We start from the raw sequence: 21,510 nt of genomic DNA, 5'->3' as shown, positions 1-21,510 counted from the left end.
CATTTTTTATTTTTTATTGGTAATCTTAGTTTACTAAAACATCTCCTGTCATACTTTCCGGAATGTCTATTCCCATTATTTTTAAAATAGTCGGAGCTACATCGCCCAGTTTTCCGGATTTCCCCGGTTTTAAATTCCAGGTACGGTCCTTATCCATTATAATAAGCGGTACCAGATTCGTGGAATGCTGTGTATTTGGTGTCCCATCAGGATTGATCATGACATCTGAGTTCCCGTGATCTGCAAGGATAAAGACGGCATAACCATGTTCATAAGCTGTAGTAGCCACTTTCTCAATGCACTTATCTACCGTTTCAGCAGCTTTTACAGCAGCTTCAAATACTCCGGTATGTCCTACCATATCCGTATTCGCAAAGTTCAGGCAAACAAAATCCGCAGTTTCATTTTCCAGTTCCGGAACAATAGCATTGGTAATATCATAGGCAGACATTTCAGGCTTAAGATCATAAGTAGGAACATCTTTAGGGCTTGGGCAAAGCAATCTTTTTTCCCCTACAAATTCTTTCTCTCTACCACCGGAAAAGAAAAAAGTAACGTGAGGATATTTTTCTGTTTCTGCAATGCGGATCTGCGTTTTACCGTTTTTTTCGATGATTTCCCCCATCGTTTCCTGTAAAACTTCTTCATCAAAAACTACCTTTACATTATTAAAGGTCTTGTCATAATTGGTAAGGGTAACATAATACAGATTCAGCTTACGCATAAAGAATTCCGGAAAATCTTTCTGAGACAGAACTTCTGTGATCTCTCTTCCCCGGTCGGTACGGAAATTAAAGCAAATAACCACATCATTATCCACAATTTTAGCTACAGGAACCACATTACCTGTTTCCGTAGTATTCATAAGGATAATCGGCTTTAAAAACTCATCGGTAACATTATTATCATATGACTGCTTGATTGCTGCCAATGCATCAGTTGTCTGAAGTCCTACGCCTTCTGTTAACGCATCATAAGCTAATTTCACTCTTTCCCATCTCTTATCCCTGTCCATGGCGTAATATCTTCCGACAATAGTTGCCAGTTTTCCGGTCGTAGCAAGCATATGTTCATCAAGTTCTTTGATGAATCCCAATCCTGAATGCGGATCGCAGTCTCTACCGTCTGTAAAAGCGTGGACAAAAACATTTTCATTCAGTCCGAAATTTTTAGCCGCCGTTAAAAGACCTTTTAAGTGATTGATATGGGAATGTACTCCTCCATTGGAAACCAATCCGATAAAATGTACTTTTTTATTTTCCCTTTTAGCATATTCGAAAGCTTCCTGAATAACTTTTTCCTCCCCGAGGGTACCATTTTCTACAGCCATATTCAGTTTTACAAGATTCTGGTAAACCACTCTTCCTGCTCCAAGATTCATGTGTCCCACTTCTGAATTCCCCATCTGTCCTGCAGGAAGACCTACTGCAGTACCGCTCGCTTCAAGTGTGGTGTGTGGAAATTTATGAAAACAACTATCTATAAATGGTGTATTGGCTTTATCAAGTGCTGAAACTTCAGGATTTTTTCCCAGTCCCCATCCGTCAAGTATGGCCAGTATTGCTTTTTTCGACATTTTTTGTAACTTTTAATATACAAATTTACCTATTTTCCAATGAAACTGATCCTTTTAAAGACTTAAATTTTTATTAAAGCTTTTATTTATTTCTCTTTAAACAATGGATTTTTTTACAGTAACGGATTTTGAAATTCAATAAGATTCTCATTAATAATAATGGTGGCTGCTCAATCTCTATTCCTATGAACAGCATTATACTTGTATGAACTCTCACCAATTCAAATATTCAAACGTTTACAGTTTACGCTTTAAAAAAGTCTTCAAACTTTTTGTGGTCTTTCTTTGTGTATTCTTTGATGTATTGATCTAAAAAACCGCTTTCTTTCAAAAATAACAAGGGATCTTTGATATTCAATATATCATGGATTGCTTTATGCTTATCTGTTTGTTTATTAAAATAGGCTTCTGAAATTTTATATCCCATCCAATATCCTAAATCATTAGGACGGTCATCTTTTTTACTGGTTTCATAAAGCCAGTCCGTAGCACTGTTTCCCTTTAATAAAGCGACAAACTCCTTTTTTAAAGGATCAGCATGTGCTTCACCATATTGAAATGCTTTTACATTAATAATTTCACCAGATATCAATTCGCTGACAAAATCCGCTCCTCCCTCAAGCAAGGTATATTTTAGCAGCATGTCATTTCCCATAATATTTTGTTGAAAATGAATCAATTCATGAGCAATAAGCCCCGTAACGCCATCCAGATTTTTAAGCATTTCAGTGCCAATTATAATACCATCATTAGAAGTCGTTCCTCCGGAATTAAATCTTCCATAGACAAAATATACGGGTGGAAATTTAGCTTCGGGATACCAATATTTTAAAGCGCTGTAAATTGCCCTTGTCCTTTTTTCTTTTTGATTGATCCCACTCAGTACATTCCGGCTTTTTAAATAATCTTCCCTCTTCTTTTTTACTTTTGAATATAAAGAATCGGCATTGATGATCCTGAATTCCATAAAACCTTTTACTCCGGGAGATCCGTCTTTTACATAATCTGCAAAAGGATTTTTCTTTGATGTTTCTATCTGATCAAAAGCTTTCCAGAATTTATCAGTATCTCTTGTTTCAAAGACAGCATCCAGAGGATTTGTGGAAAAATTTGTCTGAGCATTTACCCCTGCAAAAATTAAAGTGAATGCTATAAGAATGGTCCTTGTTTTTATTTTCATGATCTCATTTTAGTTGAGTGTATTTTATGAATTCCAAAAATATGAAAATCGCCTTTGTATTTAATGTGGAATACAAAAGTTTTTTGCTTTAAATCAATAGGCATTCACGGCATATACTATTGGAATGAATACTTTTTGCTTATGATTATGAAAAATCTGCGGCGAGGTATTAATTATTATTTTTAATTTTGCTTTATGGATTTACGAGATCAACTAAAGAACCTTTTTCCTGACCATGAAGAGCAGGATTTTGAAATGCCTGAAGAAAAATTCAAGCAGAAAGAACCCCTGATATGCAAGTTTGAAAAAAAAGGAAGAAATGGAAAACCCGTTACAGTGATTGAAGGCTGGGAAGGAAGTGAAGAAGATTTGAAAAAAATCTCCAAAAAGATCAAAACCACTTTAGGGATCGGAGGATCGGAAAAAGATGGGATGATCATTATTCAGGGGGATAACCGAGATAAGATTATGGAGATTCTTAAAGATATGGGCTATAAAACGAAAAGGGTTGGCGGATAGCTTAGAAATAGATCTGAGTATCAGGTAGCAATTTCTTATATTTTTCAATGGTAGCCTTATCCATAGGATTCCCCGTTAATATCAATGTTTTAAGATTTTTCAGCTGAGAAATATCCTTAGGCAGGTCTTTTAAGTTATTGTTTGCAAAGTTCATACTTACCACATTTTTCAATCCTTTTATTTTTGCCGGAATTTCCTGAATATTATTCTGGCTCACGTTAAGGAACTCCAGATTTTTTGATTGAAAAAGGGATTCAGGTAGTTTGGAAATAGCATTTTGCTGTAATTCCAGATACTTCAGATTCTTGGGAAATTCAAGATTGCCAAGATCATTGATCTGGTTCGCTGCCAGATTCAGGTATTTTAAATTTTTAATTTGATTCAGACGTTCGGAAATAAAGCTGATCTGATTATCCTGGAGATTAATTTCCTCCAATGCCGGAATTTCCGTTAAGGCTTCCGGGAAAACATTCAGATTATTAGCATCGAGATGAATTACTTTCAATTGCTGTAACCTGGCAATATTAGGATTAACAGAGGTCAGGCTGTTCAGATTCATTGAAAGGGTTTTCAATTGAGTAAGCTCTCCTACTTCATCCGGAATAAACTTGATGCTGTTTTCATTGACATTCAGTATCTCCAGATTCTTCAAAGCAAATAGTTGAGGATCCATCTTTTCCAGATTATTTCCCATGATATTAAGAAAGAACAGGGAAGTAAATTTTCTTATATCAGAAGGAAGATTAAATAAACCTTTACCTCTGAAACTCATACTGTATACCGGCTTTTCACTTTTTAAAGCATCTTCGATAGTCGTGTAGGTAGGATATTTTACCGGATCAATCTGTGCATAGCTGTAGTTCAGTGCGAACAGAATAATCAATAAGGAAAGTTTTTTCATAGATAGATAAAAGCTGCCGATAACAGAATTACCGGCAGCAACTGAATATTAATACATTACTTCTTTATTACTTTTACTGTTTTCTGGAATCCTTCTGCCTCGATATTTACGATCAAAACACGGGAAGCTTCAAGTTGGGATGTAAAGTCTAAATCCAACGCAGTATGAGAGCCTGTAAATTTCTTTGTGAATACAATTTTACCATCCATGCTGTAGGCTGTTACAGAAATATCTTTCAAGCCTTTAGAAGAATTGATCTTCACAATTCCTGACGTCGGGTTTGGAGCTACACTAACTGTACTTTCCGTTTTAGCGTCAATTGTTCCCAAAGTACCGTTTTGTCCTAAATTATTTTTAAGAGCGACAACAATGGTGGCCGATTTTCCTCTGTAGTCAATTGTATTTCCAGTGGCATCCACATCTGTAGAGATTGTCGCATCCGGATGCTGAATCGAAAAGAATCCGAATTTATGATCTGGAGTAAAGGTAAGTCCTGTAGGCTCAGAACCTGCCGGCATAGAAGCAAAAAGTCTCACTTTAGGATTCGCCTGAGTGTGATCCGGAGCTACTACCCAAATATAATTTTTTCCTCCATCCTGTAACACCCAAAGGTTCCCAAGTTCATCAAAAGTAAGATTGTCATTCCCATCTCCCCATGCTTCTGATTTGATCCCTTGTGCCGTATTGAAAGAATATACAGTAGAAAGCCCTCCGACAAACGTTTCTACTTGAGAAGCGGTAGTTCCGTTATCCTGTAAGCGATATACTTTATTTAAACCTTTTGCAGTAAAATAAATCTTCCCATCCAATGGGCTGATATCCACATCTTCTATTCCGTTGAATTTTGTACCTCCTAATGAAAAAGCCAGGTTATTTGTATTATTCTGGTCTGCTTTTGTCTTATTAGGTACCTGGATCCATGTTGCTGTATTTACTACCGGATCTCCTGTACTGCTTAATCCCTGATCCAGTTTCAGTACATAAAGATTACCTGATGAAAGGTTGTTGGGTGTATCCATTACATATTTATAAACCAGATGGGTTCCTCCATCCTCACCATAATAAGCTGTCGTTCCTGCATTATTGATCACTACATTTTCGTGATTCATTATACCCATCTGCCATAATTTCCCTTTAGAACCGTCCGCATTCTGTGAAATTACCTGAGCCGTTGCAGGATCAATTTCTACCAACCAACCATAATCTTTATATCCGTCAGCATTGGTATCACTTGAGGTTACAGATTCTTCAGCTGTAACCACAGTTCCCCAAGGAGTAATACCTCCTGAACAGTTTCTGATCGTCTGTACAAGGCTTGGTGTAGAGAAATCCACAGCTCTGGATTTTGTCAGCTGCCAAAGCTTCGTTGAAGCATTATAATTGATTTCAGCCATCGTAACTCCACCTGGATTTGTTTCATGGTTTACTGAAAGATAACCATCGGTTGAGCTGGAGTTTTTAGCGACATAAGCGGTAAAATCATTCTGTCCACCTACTAATCCACCTCCTTGTGTATAGGCATCCCCTTCTTTTAAAATAAGCTGATATTTATGCTCGGCAGGGATGATCAGTTTATTGGTTTGTGAAGTAGGAACAATAGAAGTGAAACAACTGATGTGAGCCGCATTACAACCAACAGGGTTCGTTGTTCCGCTTACCGTTTTTAAATAAGCATCAATTCTCAGGTCTGAGCTTTGTCCGCTTCTGTTGTGCAGTTCAATGGATATCCTGTTGTTTCCGTTAACAAATTTTGATTTTGGAATCGAGAAAACATTATATACATTCTCTGCAGCACCGTCAATTGTGGTCACAGAAGGTGTATTAAAAGCGATAGTTCCGGTAGGCATATTGTCCCTTACTACTTCCTGTCCGTTAAGGTATACAACAATACCGTCATCTCTCATCACTCCTAACTCCATAGTATCGGAAAGATCAGCAAGATTAACACTAAAATCTTTTGCAAAATAAGCTGCAGTAAGACCTGAATTAATAGTGGTAGTTACAGGATCACCATATCCTAACGGACCGTTTCCTGTAGACCAGGAAGAAACATCAAAATTGGTATCTTTCCACTGGGTAACCTGCGCCTGGTTGTTGTCGATATACCTCCATGAGGAATTTTTATTGAAAACAAAGGTCTGTGCCTGAAGGGCAGAACCTGATACGAGTGCAAGAGCTGCAACTGTTAGTAGTTTTTTCTTCATAATAATTTCGATTTATTAGATGTTGCAAAACTATTTTTTTATCACCAGCCCTCTATTAATAGAGTTTTAAATAAAGTATCAGCAATGTTACAAAATTAAAAACCCAATGTTAAGTGAATTAAGTTTGTGTTAAATATGATGCAGGATTTGAAATTCGTGGTTATGTGATAATTACCATATAAGTGGAATATTGAACTTAATACGATTACTTTTTAAGTGTAGCACGATCATTTCGAGTTTCGAAATTCATTTATTAAATCAAAATAAGCCTTAGCCCGCTCATTATAAACACTTCCCTGTTATCTTTTGCTTACATCCGTCAGAGCGTTTAGAAATGCAATGATCTGCTTCATTTCAGTTTCGGTAAGATTAAGTTTATCCGCTGGTAAAGTCTGGTTATTTATTTTTAACCCCAGACCTTCGCCTCCTCCTTCATTATAAAAATCCAGCACTTCTTCCAGAGTATTAAATGCTCCATTATGAAAATAAGGCTTTGTAAGCGCAATATTTCTTACTGTCATGGTTTTAAAAGAATTTTCATAGATCCAGGAATTTTCTTTTTTCACCGGGCTTTTCACTCTTCCCAAATCAGAATCCAGTTCTAAAGGCAGTTTACTGATCGGCGCTTTTGTAACCCCTAACACTTCCGATTCATTCTCATTATAGAAGGGAGGAACCAATCCTGAGAAATGAGGGGCAAAATGACAGGTTGCACAATTGGCTTTTCCCATGAATAAATTGAATCCTTTTTTAGCATCATCTGAGATTTCTTTCTCATTTCTCATAAAGCGATCAAAATCACTTTCAAAAGAATAAAGGGAAGCTACATATGAACTCAATGCTTTGGAGAAATTCTCTTTACTGATCTTCCCATCTTTAAATGCTGCACGGAATGCTCTTTTATATTCCGGTTTTTCCTTTAATTTTTTTATAATACTTTCATAGCTCGTATTGAATTCCTGTTCATTGTAGATAACATGCTCTGCCTGTTGCTCGATATAAAAAGCACGCATATCGTAAAAAAATCTTTTAGCAAATACCGCGTTGTACAAAGAAGGAGAATTCCGCAACACGGTTTTTCCTTCAACGTTACTTGGCGACTTTCCTTTAAGGTCTGTGAAAGCATTTTCCGGCAAATGGCATGTAGCGCAGCTCATTTTCCCATTTCCACTTACACTTTGGTCATAGAATATTTCTTTGCCCAGTTTCTTAAGCTCAGGATTATCTTCAGAAGCCTTTAAAAGAGTATAAAAATAGGGATCCAGAAAATCGCTGCTGAAAAAGTTTTTGTTCTGAACATTCCATCCCGAAAACGCCTTGAGGTCATCCGTTCTTCCGTCCCAGTTTCCAAATTCTTCATAAAGAGGCTGGATGTATTTTTTATAAAATTCAATGCGGTCAAATGTTTCAAAATTTTTATTAACTGCCAGGTATCCGGTTGCATCAGAAAGAATGGTATTTGCTTTCTGAATATTATAATTCCTGAAATAAGGATCATCATTAATGTATTTTTTTATTCCCAAAAGCGCATACGCTGCCTCTTCAGAAATATTTAAAGAACCGGGTGTATCAAAGCCTGTAACTCCCAAGCTATAAATCCTTATTAACTCAATGCGGAGCGGTAATGTTTTATTGACACCTTTGCTCAATCCGTTTTTTACCGAGCTTAAATAAAAGTTAGAATAACTATTGTACAAAAAATCAGTAATGGATTTTATTTTCTCTTTCTGTTCAGCTGCCTCTTCCGAGTAAATCAGTTCATCCAAAACCTGTAATCCTTCCGGGGGCAAAGTATAGGCGGACGTTCCGGCTGCCTCAATATGAAATAACGGAGCAGCATTAAGATGGGTTTTTGTGAATTCAGGGTAATGATAGGCAATATAGAATTCTATTTCCTTAAAAGAGTTTCGGGTAGTACTCAATGATTTCTGCAGATCTTCAAGAGATATTTTGTCATCCCCAAACAGGTAAACATCTCTTTTCAACTGTTCAAGCTTATTTTTAAAGTCGGTTAACCCGTTATTGATAAAAGTATTTTCATTTTTCGTCCCTTTATCTGTAGGATTAAATGACATGATTGCAAAACCGAAAGTTAAAATAATAAGCAGTAAAGAGTATTTCATGAAATTTTTAGCGGCAAATGTAATCATCATACATTATCTCAGTTTTAAATCTGGATTAAATAATGTTTATATTTTAATTCATGAATTTTTATTAATTTTAAACCCCGAAACCAAATTCATTATACTGAAAAGCCGGATATACTGCCTGTTCTTTTTAAAATATGATGTGAGATTAATGGGATGAGGATTTTATATATTTACAACTAATCAAAAACGAAATATCATTATGAAAACAAAATTACTACTGGCTTTTGTAGCAAGTCTTTTCTCATTTGGGATTTTTGCCCAGAAATTAGGTCAGGAAATGGCAGTATATGCAGAAAAAAAGGGTAATGATTATTACCTGATCCGTCTGGTACAGGATCAGGCCGTACCTAAAGTTTACGTTTACTCCAACGGCGAGACCAAACCTTATAAAACTTATACCGAATTAAAAGATGTTGTAATGGATTTTCCGGGAATGATGTCTTCGAATAATTCAACTAAAGAAGAGCTGGTTTCTGTTTTGAAAAAAGATAATCATTTTTATGAAATTACCTCCCAGAGAAAAGATCCTAAAAACTTTGAAAAAACAACAGTAACCGTTTACGAAGTTTTCAATGGCCAGAAAAGGATCGTAGAAGAGTACGGTTCTATTTATGAGCTTGTAAGTTCTCCTTATAAAGATGCCATTTTCATTGACATAAAAAAATAAACATAATATGCTAAATAAACTTGCAGCTTCCGAGCTGGTACTAAATGATGACGGAAGTGTTTACCACTTAAACCTTTTACCTGAAGATATTGCGGATAAAATTATCCTGGTTGGTGATCCTGACAGGGTTCCGAAAGTATCTCAGTATTTTGATAAAGTAGAGATTAAAAAGAATAAACGGGAATTCTATACCCATACAGGAATTTTACGCGGTGAAAGAATTTCAGTAATGTCCACCGGAATCGGTACGGAGAATATCGATATTGTAATGAATGAGCTGGATGCCCTGGTTAATATCGACCTTAAAAATAAGGAAATTAAAACTGAACATAAGGCGCTTGAACTTTTCCGTATGGGAACATGCGGTAGCGTGAATCCAGATGTACAGGTGGACAATATGCTGGTAACCCAAAATGTTGTAGGTTTGGATGGTCTTATGCACTTTTATAAGGATTACCATTTTGAAAATGATTTTTCAAAGAACTTTATCGAAAAGTTCCCTTATGAGAAAATTAAGCCAATGCTTTATTTTGCTGACTGGGCTGAAGATATTGCTGAATACTACAAAGATGCCAGATATCATGGAAATACCGCCACATTCCCTGGATTCTATGCTCCACAGGGCAGACAACTTCGTCTGAAATCCCTGGATGATAAATTCCTGGAGACATTGAACGAACTTGGCATTACTAATTTCGAAATGGAAACTTCGGCAATTTATGCATTTTCAAAGCTATTGGGACACAAAGCAATTACCGTAAATAATGTAATAGCCAACAGAAGACGTGGGGAATTTTCCTCTGATCACCATGCATCGGAAAAGAACCTTATTGAATGGGTATTGGAGAGAATAATCAAATAATAAGAAAAAAACAAAAGGATTTCAAAATTGAAATCCTTTTGTTTTATGGACAATTCTTTTCATATTCATTGATGATCTTCACAAACATTTTAATATCATATTCGGATCTTTTTCGTGTAACATAATTGAATCTATCTTTTTTATCAAGACTTTTAGATTCATCAATCGCTTTTTGGTAATTGTCTTTAATGTCCTGCTTCATTTTTTTCCTAAAATCCCTGTCCTGTAATTTTATATAAAGATTATCCAGATACTTTACAAATTCAGGGCAATCCCCACCGGCATATTTAAAAGCATTAATTAATTTTTCATCGAGGCTTCCCAGGTTAAACAATGAAACTTCATCCACATCAACAGGCATTACGGCAAAATCTGATTTGTCATTTTTAATATACATAATCGTGCCTGCGTACATGCATCCCATACCATTGCCACAAACTGTATATTCATACCCGTAAATATCTATTTTACCATCGTAAAGAATGGGAAGGATGGCTGTATAATTTTTATCTTTCACATCATTATCCTTACTCACTTTTTTAATGCTCAGCTTTTCATAACCTATAACTTCATCATCATACTTATCTACTACCTTTATTTTTTGAATATCATGATACCCTATTTTCTTGATCTCCGACGCTTCAGAAGTTTTGTATTCAAATAATTGTTCATTCTCAAAAACAGATTTATTTTTATTTTGTGCTACAATCCCCATAAAGGATTCAGCTTTGGGGAAATAAATATCTCTTAACAAAATATTTTCGGTAGAACCATCAGTTTTAGTGATTTCAACCGGAATAAAAGGCCTCTTTTCAAGTGACTTCTTGGATTGCCCGAACATTAAATTTGCGCAGATCAGACCTGCCATAAGTAAAATTCTATTCATCGTTTTTAGTTTTATATAATTTTGTTGTTGTATCAGGATTGCAACCTCAGAAAACAGTTCTCGATGTGATCATTTACCATACCGGTCGCCTGCATATGGGCGTATACTACCGTTGATCCCATAAATTTAAAACCTCTTTTCTTGAGGTCTTTGGATAAAATATCGGAAATTTCAGTAGTGGCTGGAACATCTTCCAAGCTTTTGGGCTTATTGTCAATAGGTTCACCACCAACAAAACCCCAGATATATTCGGAAAAAGTTCCAAATTCATTCCGGACTTCCATAAACTTCTGTGCATTGTTGACGGTTGCTAAAATTTTCAGCCTGTTTCTTATAATGCCGGAATTCTGCATAAGCTCCTCAATTTTTTTATCCTGGTATTTTGCAATCTTTTTATAATCAAAGCCATCAAAAGCCTTCGTAAAATGTTCTCTTTTGCTTAAAATAGTATACCAGCTTAATCCTGCCTGGAAACTTTCAAGAATCAGAAATTCAAAAATCTTTTGATCATCATAAACAGGATTCCCCCATTCTTCATCATGATATTTCCTGTACAGATCATCTTTTTCACACCATCCACAACGTATTTTTTCCATATTTCAAGATTGTATTTATCCCTTTAAAGATAAAACGGATTTAGAAAACTATAACAAAAGATTATGAAAATTTTAACAACAGAGCCGGATTTTAGGAATGGTTATTGTTTTACTATAAACAACACTAAATAATAAATGTTATGAACAATTCGGATTACAACAAAGCAGAGGACGCAGTAAATAAAACAGAAAACTCTTTAAAAAATGCAGCGACCGATGCGAAATGGAAAATTAATGATTTAGCAGACAAAGCTAGGGATTATATCAATGAAAAAAGAAACAATGACGAAGAAGCTAGTCAGGAAGATTGGCTTGACAGGGTAAAAGCTAATATTTCTGACACTTGGGAAGACATCAAGGATAAGGCAGATGAAGCCTGGGAAAAAACCAAGGATGCGGCTGAAGATGTAAAAGCGGAATGGAATAAAAAAACCAATTAAAATTTCAGTCATATAAATATTTTCAAAAAAACGGAACCTTTTTATAAGGCTCCGTTTTTTTATTATGTTCTAAACACAAATTATCGCTACATTTGTAATATTAATAAACATTAAAAAATTATGTCATACGGTTTACTTAAAGGCAAAAAGGGAATTATTTTTGGGGCCCTTAATGAACAATCGATCGCATGGAAAGTTGCTGAAAGATGCCATGAAGAAGGAGCTGAATTTATTTTATCTAATGCTCCTATTGCTTTGAGAATGGGAGAACTTAACGGTTTAGCTGAAAAAACAGGCTCAGAGGTTATCGGAGCAGATGCTACTTCTGTTGAAGATCTTGAAAAACTTTTTGATGCTGCGATCGCAAAATTCGGAAAAATAGATTTCATCCTTCACTCCATAGGAATGTCCGTAAATGTAAGAAAAGGAAAACATTATACAGAAATGAACTACGACTGGTTGGAAAAAGGATGGGATATCTCCGCTGTTTCTTTCCATAAAGTAATGCGTGTGGCATGGGAAAAAGACTGTATGAATGAATGGGGAAGCATCCTGGCACTTACTTATATTGCTGCTCAGAGAACATTCCCTGATTATAATGATATGTCTGATAACAAAGCTTATCTTGAAAGTATCGCGAGAACATTCGGAAACTATTGGGGGGAAAGAAAAGTTCGTGTAAATACGGTTTCCCAGTCTCCTACTCCTACCACTGCCGGAAGTGGAGTAAAAGGTTTCGGAGGTTTCCTTGGATATGCAGAAGACATGTCTCCACTTGGAAACGCTACGGCACTTGAATGTGCAGATTACTGTGTTACACTTTTCTCTGATCTTACCAAAAAAGTAACAATGCAGAATCTGTTCCATGACGGTGGGTTCAGTAGTTCGGGTGTTACTCAGAAAGTAATTAGTAAGTATGACGTTGAGAAATAATCAACTTTCTTAATAAAAAATTAAACAGGCTGTCTTTTCAAGACAGCCTGTTTTTTATTTGCTAGCTTACTATTAATATAGCTTTACCTAAATCGGCTTATTTTACAAAAAATGACACATAGAACGTTTTGATTATATGTCAAACATAATATATTTAATTCGTATTTTTTCTCTTATAATTGAATTAATTTAACTTTGCCAAAAAGCAACAAATTATGAAGAAGTTAAAAATACTTATTTTTATAAGCATTATGCCATTTGCGTACTCGCAAACTGGACAGGTAGGAATTAACACAACAGCCCCAACTGCTACTCTTGATGTGAATGGAAACACAAGAATCAGGAACGTAGACAGTATTGCATCCGCTCCGAAATATATCTTAACATCAGATGATAATGGGATTGTTCAAAAAGTGAATGTTGAGAAATTATCGGACAGCAATCCTGAAGTGATCAGAAGAAAAATCTATGCGGTACTTTCCAAAAACTCATCGCAGTTTCTTACTACAAAAGGGACTGACTACAACTTAACATATGATGGTGTGGTAAGCGGCATTAATACGGATCACCTGTACTTTAATAGCCAAAAAGACAGAATTAATTTACCCCCCAATAAAACATTTAAAATAACCGGATACATTGGAATTAAAGGAAGTACCACTGGTAATAGCAATACTACTCCCGGTTATATCACATCTCTGTTTTCAGCCGGTGGTGACGCTGAAGCAATCGTAACAACCCAGGGATATACGGAATCGTCTACAGAAACCTTTGATGATGGAGGTGTTACTCCTCCTATTATCATCGTAACAACAGGCTCCACTGGCAACGCGTATGTTGAACTCAAGGTACGTTATGGAGGAAGTAATGCCGGAAACTCAGGATATTATGTTTCAGGAGCATCTACAAGAACATCTGTAGGAACCTATGTTTTACTGGAGGAATTGTAAATATCATTTTTATTTTTTAATAAAAAACAAGGTAGGCTGTCTAAAAAAGACAGCCTACTTTAATAAAAAAATATTAATATGAAGTGTATTATAGAATTACTGTTTGTATGGAATGCGCCGGCGCAGGAAGTTTGGCAGCCATTCCTTCGATCCAGAGGCTCGCATTGATATCACTATCTGTATTATTCATAATAACGGTAACCAACTGGCCGTTCTCATTCATGAATGAGGTAGAAATCAACCCTGATGTATTGGTAGAGCTTCCAATTCTTTGCGCATTGGGTTTAATATACTTTGAAACATGCCCTACATAATAATATTCGTAGGTATAATGTACTTCTCCTGACTGGGTATCTGCAATAATCGGTGCAAAACATAAATTTCCTACATGATTCGGCCCTCCTGTTTCGTCAAGCAAAACATTCCAGTCCGTCCATAATGAAGTACCTCTGTTAAAGTCATTGATCATATTTTTTCCGTACAATTCACCAAGACTTACATCATTGATCCTTGACATATTGAAAACTTCCTTACATCCTTCTGTAAAAGCCAGGAACTTATCCGGAAATGCCCTGTGTGTTTCCCCAACATTATCAAACAACTGGGTCTTATTGTGCCAGGTCTCATACCAATGATATGCAATTCCTGAAGCATATTTTGAAGTCTCAGGATCACTTAAAGTTGTTGTGGCTCTTTGAAAGATCAGATCTCTGTTATGATCCCAGATCATTACTTTTTTATCTTTAAATCCGTTTTTCCATAGAGTGGGTCCCAGGTTATTCTTCAGGAAAGCGGCCTCTTCTTCAGCAGTGTACAAACAAGATTCCCAGGTTTGCTTAGCCATGGCTTCATTTTGTACAGTTAATCCCCAGATTTTGATTCCTCTTTTTTCATATTCCCTGATGAACTTTATATAATAATCCGCCCAGGTCTGATAATACTGGTTCTCAAGCCGGCCTCCATTCAGCATATTTTTATTCGATTTCATCCATGCCGGTGGGCTCCATGGTGAAAAATACAATTTGAATTGATTCCCTATCGCCTTTTGAGCTTCCTGGATCATCGGTATTTTATATTTTTCATCATGAGCAACGGAGAATGATTTTAATGAGGTGTCATTATCTTCTACATACGTGTACGAATCACTTGAAAAATCACATGAATTCATATTGGTAAGCACTACAGTGTAGCCTAATCCATTCTTACCATAATAGGCTTCTATGATTTCTTTCTGCTTATCCTTCGGGAGTTTATAAAACGTCTCTGCAGCTGCATCTGTTATTGCACCTCCGATTCCGATCAGTTTCTGATATTTAAAATCCGGGTCTACAAAAACACAGGCTTCATTTTCTTTAGGCTGATCAAATTTTGCAAACTGCACCATTCCCTTATCTACCATCTTTTCGTCAGTTTTGGAATTCGTCAGTATAACCCTGGCCGATTTTCCGGCATTCTTCTTCCAGTAATTCTGTGCGTTGACATGACTGGCTATCCCTGCAATAAGACAGCTTACAATTAGTTTTTTCATTATTATTACTTCCTGTTTTTACGGAGCTGTGCAACTCCCTTCATTATTTATTCTTATAAACCCGTACATAATCTATATAGTACTTCTGAGGAAAAATAGAGTCATCAATTCCTTCTTTCCCACCCCAGAATCCACCTATAGCCAGATTCAAAATGATATAATATGGCCGGTTAAAGGGCCAGGCTTCGTTTGTTTTTTCCTCGTTCTCGTACGTGAAAAATTTTTTATCGTCAATATAAACCTCTATTTTTTCCGGCGTCCAGTCTGCTTTATACACATGGTAGCGTTCACTGGCATCATTAACAATCAAAGTATCTGTTTTCTGAGTTCCCTTGATATGATTGTATTTTTTCGTGTGCACTGATGCATGGATGTATCCGGGATTGAATCCCACATGTTCCATAATATCAAGTTCTCCATCATCCGGCCACTTCTTCATATTCTCACTCATCATCCATATGGCAGGCCACGTTCCTCTTCCTTTGGGTAATTTAGCCCTTACTTCAATTGTTCCATATTGAAAAGAGAACTTCCCTTTGGTTAAAAGTCGTGCAGATGTGTATTTATTTTTATCCCATGCTTCTTTTCTTGCTTCGATCACCAGATTCCCATTTTCCATTCTTGCATTTTCAGGACGGTCTTTTGTATAATACTGAGCTTCCTCATTTCCAAAACCACCTCCGCCTACATCATAATTCCATTTTGATGAATCAGGTAATCCCTTTCCATTAAATTCATCACTCCAGATCAGCTTCCTGCCGGAATCTGTTTTATATGAAGCACAATCTAACACTGAAAACAGCAGCATCCCTCCAACCCATACATGTAAACTATTTCGAAAAAAAAATTTCATATGCGTTAATATAAAGCGGGCTACTACCCGCATTAGTAATCCTGGCTATTTAATCCAATTAATTTTCTTTGTCTGAACTTCCTCAGAGTTTGTTCCTACCATAATTTCAAATTCACCCCCTTCCCAATCAAAATTCAACTTGTCGTCATAGAATTTTAAATTTTCAGATGACAGTGTAAAACTCACAGTTTTCGTTTCTCCTTTTTTCAGGAATATTTTTTGAAATCCTTTTAACTCTTTTACCGGTCTTACCACTTTTCCGAATAAGTCTCTAATATAAAGCTGCACGACTTCTTCACCGTCATAATTTCCATTATTGGAAACATTAACTTTAATTTGTAAAGATTGATTTCCTCTAAGATTTTCAGAACTTAATGTCATATCGGAATATTTGAATTTTGTGTAACTCAATCCATATCCAAAAGGAAATTTAGGGTCATTATCAAGATCAATATATGCTGAAACATAACTCCTTTCTTTATTGGTTTTTGCCGGTCTTCCGGTATTATAATGGTTATAATACACAGGGATCTGACCTTCAGTTCTGGGAAAAGTCATCGGAAGCTTTCCACCCGGATTTACAGAACCAAAAAGGACATCCGCAATTGAATTTCCTGCTTCAGTACCAAGCCACCATGTGTATAAAATTGTTGGAATATGGTCCGCTGCCCAATCAAAAACCAAAGGTCTTCCTGCATTAATCATTAATACAACTGGTTTTCCTGTTTTTGCAATTTCCTTCAATAATTCTTCCTGAACTCCAGAAAAGTGAATATTGCTTCTACTCTTCGCCTCTCCACTCATAGCGTGCCCTTCACCCAAGGTCATAATAACCACATCCGCTTTTTTTGCCGTCTCTATTGCTTCAGCAAACATAGAGCGATCCTGATCGTCAACATTACATCCTTTGGCATACAGTAATGTGGAACCTTTATCCAGTTGATTTTTAATTCCATCAAACTGGCTCACAATTCTTTGATTGTCATCTTTGAATGCTACAGACCAGAAACCATGATTCACAACAGTTTCTTTCCCGAAAGGACCTATCAAAGCTACAGTTTTTGTAGATTTTGAAAGTGGCAGAACGCTATTCTGATTTTTTAAAAGGACGATACTTTTTGAACCGAACTCTCTCCCAAACTTCCTGTTCTCAAGATTATCTGTTTGTTCTTTTTGTCTTTTCTCATCACTAAAACGGTAAGGATCATCAAATAATCCCATTTCGAATTTTTTAATTAAAATTCTTCTGGCCGCATCATCAATAAATTTCGGATCTACTTTTCCGTCTTTTACAAGTTTAGGAAGTTCAGCCATATAAACACGGCTTTCCATATCCATATCACTTCCTGCGATAATAGCCTTTTCAGCAGCTTCCGCTTTATCCTTTGTATATCCGTGGTTCACCATTTCACCAATGCTGCCCCAATCTGAAACCACAAAGCCTTTATAGTTCCACGCCCCTTTTAACAGGTCTCTGAGGATGTATTGGTTTGCCGTCGCAGGAATTCCATTAATGTCATTAAATGAATTCATAAACGTAGCAACTCCGGCCTCTGCTGCTGCTTTAAAAGGGGGTAAATAAGTTTCATTCAATTGTCTGGGGCTCATGTCCACAGAATTATAATCTCTGCCACCCACTGCAGCACCATAGGCTGCAAAATGTTTGGCACAGGCCATTATAGCATCAAGGTTTCCTAAACCTTTCCCCTGAAATCCTTTGATTCTTGCCAGGCCAATTAAAGTACCGAGATATGTATCCTCACCCGAGCCTTCCATGACCCTTCCCCATCTCGGATCTCTGGCAATATCGACCATCGGTGCAAAAGTCCAGTGGATGCCATATGCTGAAGCTTCCGTTGCTGCAATTCTTTCAGACTTTTCAATTAATCCTAAATCCCAGCTCGCAGCTTGTCCGATATTCACAGGGAATGTAGTTCTATATCCATGGATCACATCCTGGCCAAATAATAATGGAATTTTCAACCTTGATTCCAATGCCAATTTCTGAAAAGCTCTTGTTTCTTCTACACCAGCTACATTGAGCATGGAACCTACCTTACCTTTTTTTATTTCTTCAAGAACAGTTGCCGAATTGGAATTCTGAGGTCCTGTTGCATAAGCAAAACCACTATATTGAACCAATTGTCCTACTTTTTCTTCTAATGTCATTTTAGACAAAAGCTCAGAAACTTTCTGGTCGATTGTTTTTTGTCCGTATGTATTGAGGCCGAAAGTGGCAAATGCCAGTAAGAAATAAACTCTTTTCATAATTTAGAAAATATAGGTTGCAACAGCGTTTCCGGGTAAACTTACCTGAGCTGTTTTTTGATTAAATTTAAGAGAGAAGGTCTCTTCTGTTTTATTATTATTTTGTACGATCAAAACTGTTCTTCCTTCAGGTGTTCTGAATGCTACAGTCGACAGATTATCGGTTTGAGATGAAGCTATCCTTTGCGAGTTTGCCGGAATGAACTTAGAAGCGTGAGCAATAATGTAATACGAAACATTTCTCGTGAAATTTTCTTTATCGGAAACTGTAATGGCTCCTTTACATTCCGTACAGCCCCCTTCAGTGTGCGGCTTATACTGCGGATCATTAGCAAGGTTCCATTCCAGAGCTATTTTACTCCAGTTTCTCATAGAACCGATGATCACATTCTTGGTATGCCAATTCAGATCTTCATTAAAGTTGCTCCTGGAGCCTGTCCACTGCTCTGTAAAATAAAGGTTTTTATCAGGATAAGCATTATGGACAGTACTTAACGCAGAAATATCGCCTTCATAAAGATGGAATGCAGAACCATCCACATATTGATAAGCTTCAGGATCACTCAGTATGTTGGTTGCGTATTCAGGTTTATTACAATTGTGGTCGTACACAACAATCTTAGTTGTAATGCCTTTAGATTTAAAAGCAGGTCCCAAATGATTTTTAATAAAATCTTTCTGCTGATCAGAGGTCATATATAAACTCGGATTGTTTCCCGGGTGTAAGGGTTCATTCTGAGGAGTAATGGCATCAATTGTAATCCCTTCTTTTTTCATTCCCTGAATGTATTTTACAAAGTAATCAGCATATACCTTATAGTACTCAGGCTTTAAACTTCCCCCTTTTGACTTTCCGTTATCTTTCATCCAGACAGGTGCAGACCAGGGTGCCGAAATAAACTTAATTTTAGGATTAATTGCTAAAATCTCCTTTAGCATAGCAATCAGATCTTTGTCCTTTGCAAGGCTGAAATGTTGTAATGATGAATCTTTTTGTCCTTCCGGTAAATCGTCATAGGAGAAAACTTCACTGTCAAGATCTGAAGCTCCGACACTCAATCTTATATAAGAGACTGAAATGGACTGATCCTTTTTACCAAAAAGTTCATATAATAATACTTTTCTTTTAGTTTCTGAAAGCCTGTTGATTACTTCCACACTTCCTCCTGTCAGCGTATATCCGAAACCGTCAATATATTGAAACTTCTGCTGGTCATCAATTTCAATATTCTGACTGCTACCCGGATTGTTTGTAAAACCAATTGAAGGTTGCTGTTGTAATTTTATACTCTCATCTCCTTTCGTAAGCCATATCTGAACTTCGTTTCTTGTACTTACCGAATGTGACTTGCATGCTGATAAAGATAAAAGTACCACACCACAAAGTGGTGTGATACTTCTAAAAAAGAAACTATATAAACTGTGAAACTTCATGTTTTTAGTAGCCAGGGTTTTGTTTTAATGCTGTATTTACTAGTTCATTAAAAGGAATTGGCAAAATTTCATTTTTACCTGCAGTAAAGCCTCTTGCTCCCAATTTTGCCGGAGCATCCCCCCATCTTACCAGGTCAAACCATCTGTGTCCTTCACCTGCTAGCTCTCTCCTTCTTTCGTCTTTAATAGCCTGCATAGAAACCGGAACTGAAGGCAATCCTACTCTATCCCTTACAGCATCTAGTAGGGCCTGAGCTCTTGCTCCGGAACCTCCTAAAGCTTCTGCTTCCATAAGATAAGTATCTGCTAATCTGATGGCCATATAATTTTGACGGAAGTTCAATTCTGTAGCTCCCGGCTCCGTGGATTTATCAGCATTTGTAGGTAAAAATTTCTGTAAGAAATATCCTGTATCCTTGAATCCTGGCGTATAGGTAATCTTACCGTCTTGCTTTAATTGTTTTGCATTAAAGATGGTCGCATTTAAACGAGGATCTCCCTGCATGAAATTAAACAGATCGTCGGTTGCAGGATTGAATCCCCATCCTTTATAGATGTCCGGTGCATCATTTGCAGGTTGTCCTGGTGCCGGAGCCACCTTTCCGTAAGATATTATTGCTACCATCTGGTTGACTGTATTTCCTTCATCCTTTCCACTTCCCCAAAATGCCCAGTCTGCATTACTCTTATTGGTATGCATTACTTCTAATATAGACTCTGATGTGAATTTATTGTTCACCACCCACAGATCGGCAAAATTAGCAACCAATTTATATCCATACTGGCTCGTTCCTCCTGGAGTTCCGTTTACCATTGCAAACTGGGTAGCCGCTTCAGAATTCTTTTTATCATATAAATAAATCTTGCCTAATATAGCACGAGCAGATCCTTGTGTGATTCTTCCAAGTTCACTTTTGTTTGTTGATGCAATGGATACCGGCAGATCATTAATAGCGGAAAGAATATCGGATTCTATCTGGGTATACACATCTTCAGGTTTTGCCTGAGGAATATTATAGTAATCATCGTCATATTTAATCGGTTTTAAAATCAATGGAATATTTTTGAATATCCTCAATAATTCAAAATAATACAATGACCTTAGGACTTTTGCTTCTGCAATGAAACGCTTTCTTTTCTGTTCGTCCATATTTGAATTCGGAATCCTTTCAAACAATAGATTCGCTTTCGCAATCCCCTGATAAAAATCTTTCCAATAACTAGGAGGCATAATAATAGGATTGATCGTATAATTAGAAAACCCCTGTATTCCTGCACCATCCGTGGAACTTCCCCCTCCGGAATAGAAATCATCAGATGCTCCGTTGAAGAAAGTAACCTCATTTTCAAATCCACCAGAGTATTTTCTCAACATATCATACACAGCCACAAGACCACTGAATGACTCAGCTTCGTTTCTAAAATAATTATCGGGTTCAAATGTCCCTGAGTTCTGTACATCCTCTAGGTTGCTGTTATTACAAGAAACAGCTCCAAAGCCTATTCCTGCTAATAATAAGACAGATAAACTCTTATATATAAATCTTTTATTTTTCATTTTTC

General features: G+C 36.7%; 18 protein-coding genes. 6 read left to right on the top strand and 12 right to left on the bottom strand.

Features of this window, described 5'->3' with window-relative positions; genetic code table 11:
- Positions 1 to 25: 25 nt before the first annotated feature.
- Positions 26 to 1,576 carry a 2,3-bisphosphoglycerate-independent phosphoglycerate mutase gene (gpmI, locus tag MTQ00_RS03995; RefSeq protein WP_273647825.1) on the bottom strand — a complete coding sequence of 517 codons (1,551 nt, stop codon included), beginning with the start codon at positions 1,574 to 1,576 and terminating at the stop codon, positions 26 to 28.
- A gap of 244 nt (positions 1,577 to 1,820) precedes the next feature.
- Positions 1,821 to 2,756, bottom strand: coding sequence for a DUF2268 domain-containing putative Zn-dependent protease (locus tag MTQ00_RS03990; RefSeq protein WP_273647824.1), 936 nt, complete (start codon positions 2,754 to 2,756; stop codon positions 1,821 to 1,823).
- 195 nt (positions 2,757 to 2,951) lie between these two features.
- Between MTQ00_RS03990 and MTQ00_RS03985 the strand changes: the two genes are divergently transcribed.
- Positions 2,952 to 3,275: a translation initiation factor gene (locus tag MTQ00_RS03985; protein ID WP_172283272.1), complete on the top strand. Its 324-nt coding sequence runs from the start codon at positions 2,952 to 2,954 to the stop codon at positions 3,273 to 3,275.
- 1 nt (position 3,276) lies between these two features.
- Here the strand turns inward: MTQ00_RS03985 and MTQ00_RS03980 are convergent, their stop codons facing one another.
- From MTQ00_RS03980 to MTQ00_RS03970, 3 genes are all read right to left on the bottom strand, one after another.
- Positions 3,277 to 4,176: a leucine-rich repeat domain-containing protein gene (locus tag MTQ00_RS03980; protein WP_273647823.1), complete on the bottom strand. Its 900-nt coding sequence runs from the start codon at positions 4,174 to 4,176 to the stop codon at positions 3,277 to 3,279.
- Positions 4,177 to 4,232: 56 nt separating this feature from the next.
- Complete coding sequence (locus MTQ00_RS03975) at positions 4,233 to 6,380, bottom strand: alkaline phosphatase PhoX (RefSeq protein ID WP_273647822.1); 2,148 nt, start codon at positions 6,378 to 6,380, stop codon at positions 4,233 to 4,235.
- 299 nt (positions 6,381 to 6,679) lie between these two features.
- Positions 6,680 to 8,533, bottom strand: coding sequence for a cytochrome-c peroxidase (locus MTQ00_RS03970; RefSeq protein WP_273647821.1), 1,854 nt, complete (start codon positions 8,531 to 8,533; stop codon positions 6,680 to 6,682).
- A gap of 196 nt (positions 8,534 to 8,729) precedes the next feature.
- Between MTQ00_RS03970 and MTQ00_RS03965 the strand changes: the two genes are divergently transcribed.
- Both MTQ00_RS03965 and MTQ00_RS03960 read left to right on the top strand, forming a co-directional pair.
- Entirely contained in the window at positions 8,730 to 9,197 is a 468-nt protein-coding gene (locus MTQ00_RS03965; RefSeq protein ID WP_172283278.1) for a hypothetical protein, read from the top strand.
- Positions 9,198 to 9,204: 7 nt separating this feature from the next.
- On the top strand, positions 9,205 to 10,059 hold the full coding sequence (locus tag MTQ00_RS03960) for a nucleoside phosphorylase (protein WP_172283279.1): 855 nt from the start codon (positions 9,205 to 9,207) through the stop codon (positions 10,057 to 10,059).
- 43 nt (positions 10,060 to 10,102) lie between these two features.
- Here MTQ00_RS03960 and MTQ00_RS03955 read toward each other — a convergent pair whose 3' ends face one another.
- Complete coding sequence (locus MTQ00_RS03955; protein ID WP_273647820.1) at positions 10,103 to 10,945, bottom strand: hypothetical protein; 843 nt, start codon at positions 10,943 to 10,945, stop codon at positions 10,103 to 10,105.
- A gap of 32 nt (positions 10,946 to 10,977) precedes the next feature.
- On the bottom strand, positions 10,978 to 11,541 hold the full coding sequence (locus MTQ00_RS03950) for a DNA-3-methyladenine glycosylase I (RefSeq protein WP_273647819.1): 564 nt from the start codon (positions 11,539 to 11,541) through the stop codon (positions 10,978 to 10,980).
- 140 nt (positions 11,542 to 11,681) lie between these two features.
- Here MTQ00_RS03950 and MTQ00_RS03945 point away from each other — a divergent pair, with 140 nt between their 5' ends.
- The 3 genes from MTQ00_RS03945 (at position 11,682) to MTQ00_RS03935 (ending at position 13,864) form a co-directional block, all read left to right on the top strand.
- Positions 11,682 to 11,981: a hypothetical protein gene (locus MTQ00_RS03945; RefSeq protein WP_172283282.1), complete on the top strand. Its 300-nt coding sequence runs from the start codon at positions 11,682 to 11,684 to the stop codon at positions 11,979 to 11,981.
- A 120-nt stretch (positions 11,982 to 12,101) separates the two neighbouring features.
- On the top strand, positions 12,102 to 12,914 hold the full coding sequence (locus MTQ00_RS03940) for an enoyl-ACP reductase FabI (protein ID WP_172283283.1): 813 nt from the start codon (positions 12,102 to 12,104) through the stop codon (positions 12,912 to 12,914).
- Between the two features lie 215 nt (positions 12,915 to 13,129).
- The gene (locus MTQ00_RS03935) at positions 13,130 to 13,864 is read left to right on the top strand and encodes a hypothetical protein (RefSeq protein ID WP_273647818.1); all 735 of its coding nucleotides are present in this window, start codon (positions 13,130 to 13,132) and stop codon (positions 13,862 to 13,864) included.
- Between the two features lie 88 nt (positions 13,865 to 13,952).
- On the opposite strand, the gene MTQ00_RS03930 is transcribed toward MTQ00_RS03935, so the two are convergent.
- Genes MTQ00_RS03930 through MTQ00_RS03910 form a run of 5 tightly spaced genes read right to left on the bottom strand, consistent with a single transcriptional unit; the run spans position 13,953 to position 21,505 of the window.
- Positions 13,953 to 15,392: a glycoside hydrolase family 30 protein gene (locus MTQ00_RS03930; protein WP_273647817.1), complete on the bottom strand. Its 1,440-nt coding sequence runs from the start codon at positions 15,390 to 15,392 to the stop codon at positions 13,953 to 13,955.
- Positions 15,393 to 15,435: 43 nt separating this feature from the next.
- A complete protein-coding gene (locus MTQ00_RS03925) occupies positions 15,436 to 16,245 on the bottom strand; it encodes a glycoside hydrolase family 16 protein (RefSeq protein WP_273647816.1) in 810 nt (269 codons plus the stop codon).
- A 45-nt stretch (positions 16,246 to 16,290) separates the two neighbouring features.
- Complete coding sequence (gene bglX, locus MTQ00_RS03920; RefSeq protein WP_273647815.1) at positions 16,291 to 18,513, bottom strand: beta-glucosidase BglX; 2,223 nt, start codon at positions 18,511 to 18,513, stop codon at positions 16,291 to 16,293.
- 3 nt (positions 18,514 to 18,516) lie between these two features.
- Complete coding sequence (locus MTQ00_RS03915) at positions 18,517 to 19,947, bottom strand: glycoside hydrolase family 30 protein (RefSeq protein ID WP_273647814.1); 1,431 nt, start codon at positions 19,945 to 19,947, stop codon at positions 18,517 to 18,519.
- A gap of 4 nt (positions 19,948 to 19,951) precedes the next feature.
- Positions 19,952 to 21,505: a RagB/SusD family nutrient uptake outer membrane protein gene (locus MTQ00_RS03910; RefSeq protein ID WP_273647813.1), complete on the bottom strand. Its 1,554-nt coding sequence runs from the start codon at positions 21,503 to 21,505 to the stop codon at positions 19,952 to 19,954.
- Between the last annotated feature and the right edge of the window lie 5 nt (positions 21,506 to 21,510).

Source organism: Chryseobacterium sp. B21-037, assembly GCF_028570785.1.
Lineage (GTDB): Bacteria > Bacteroidota > Bacteroidia > Flavobacteriales > Weeksellaceae > Chryseobacterium > Chryseobacterium proteolyticum.
This window is presented reverse-complemented; position numbering and strand designations above follow the sequence as displayed.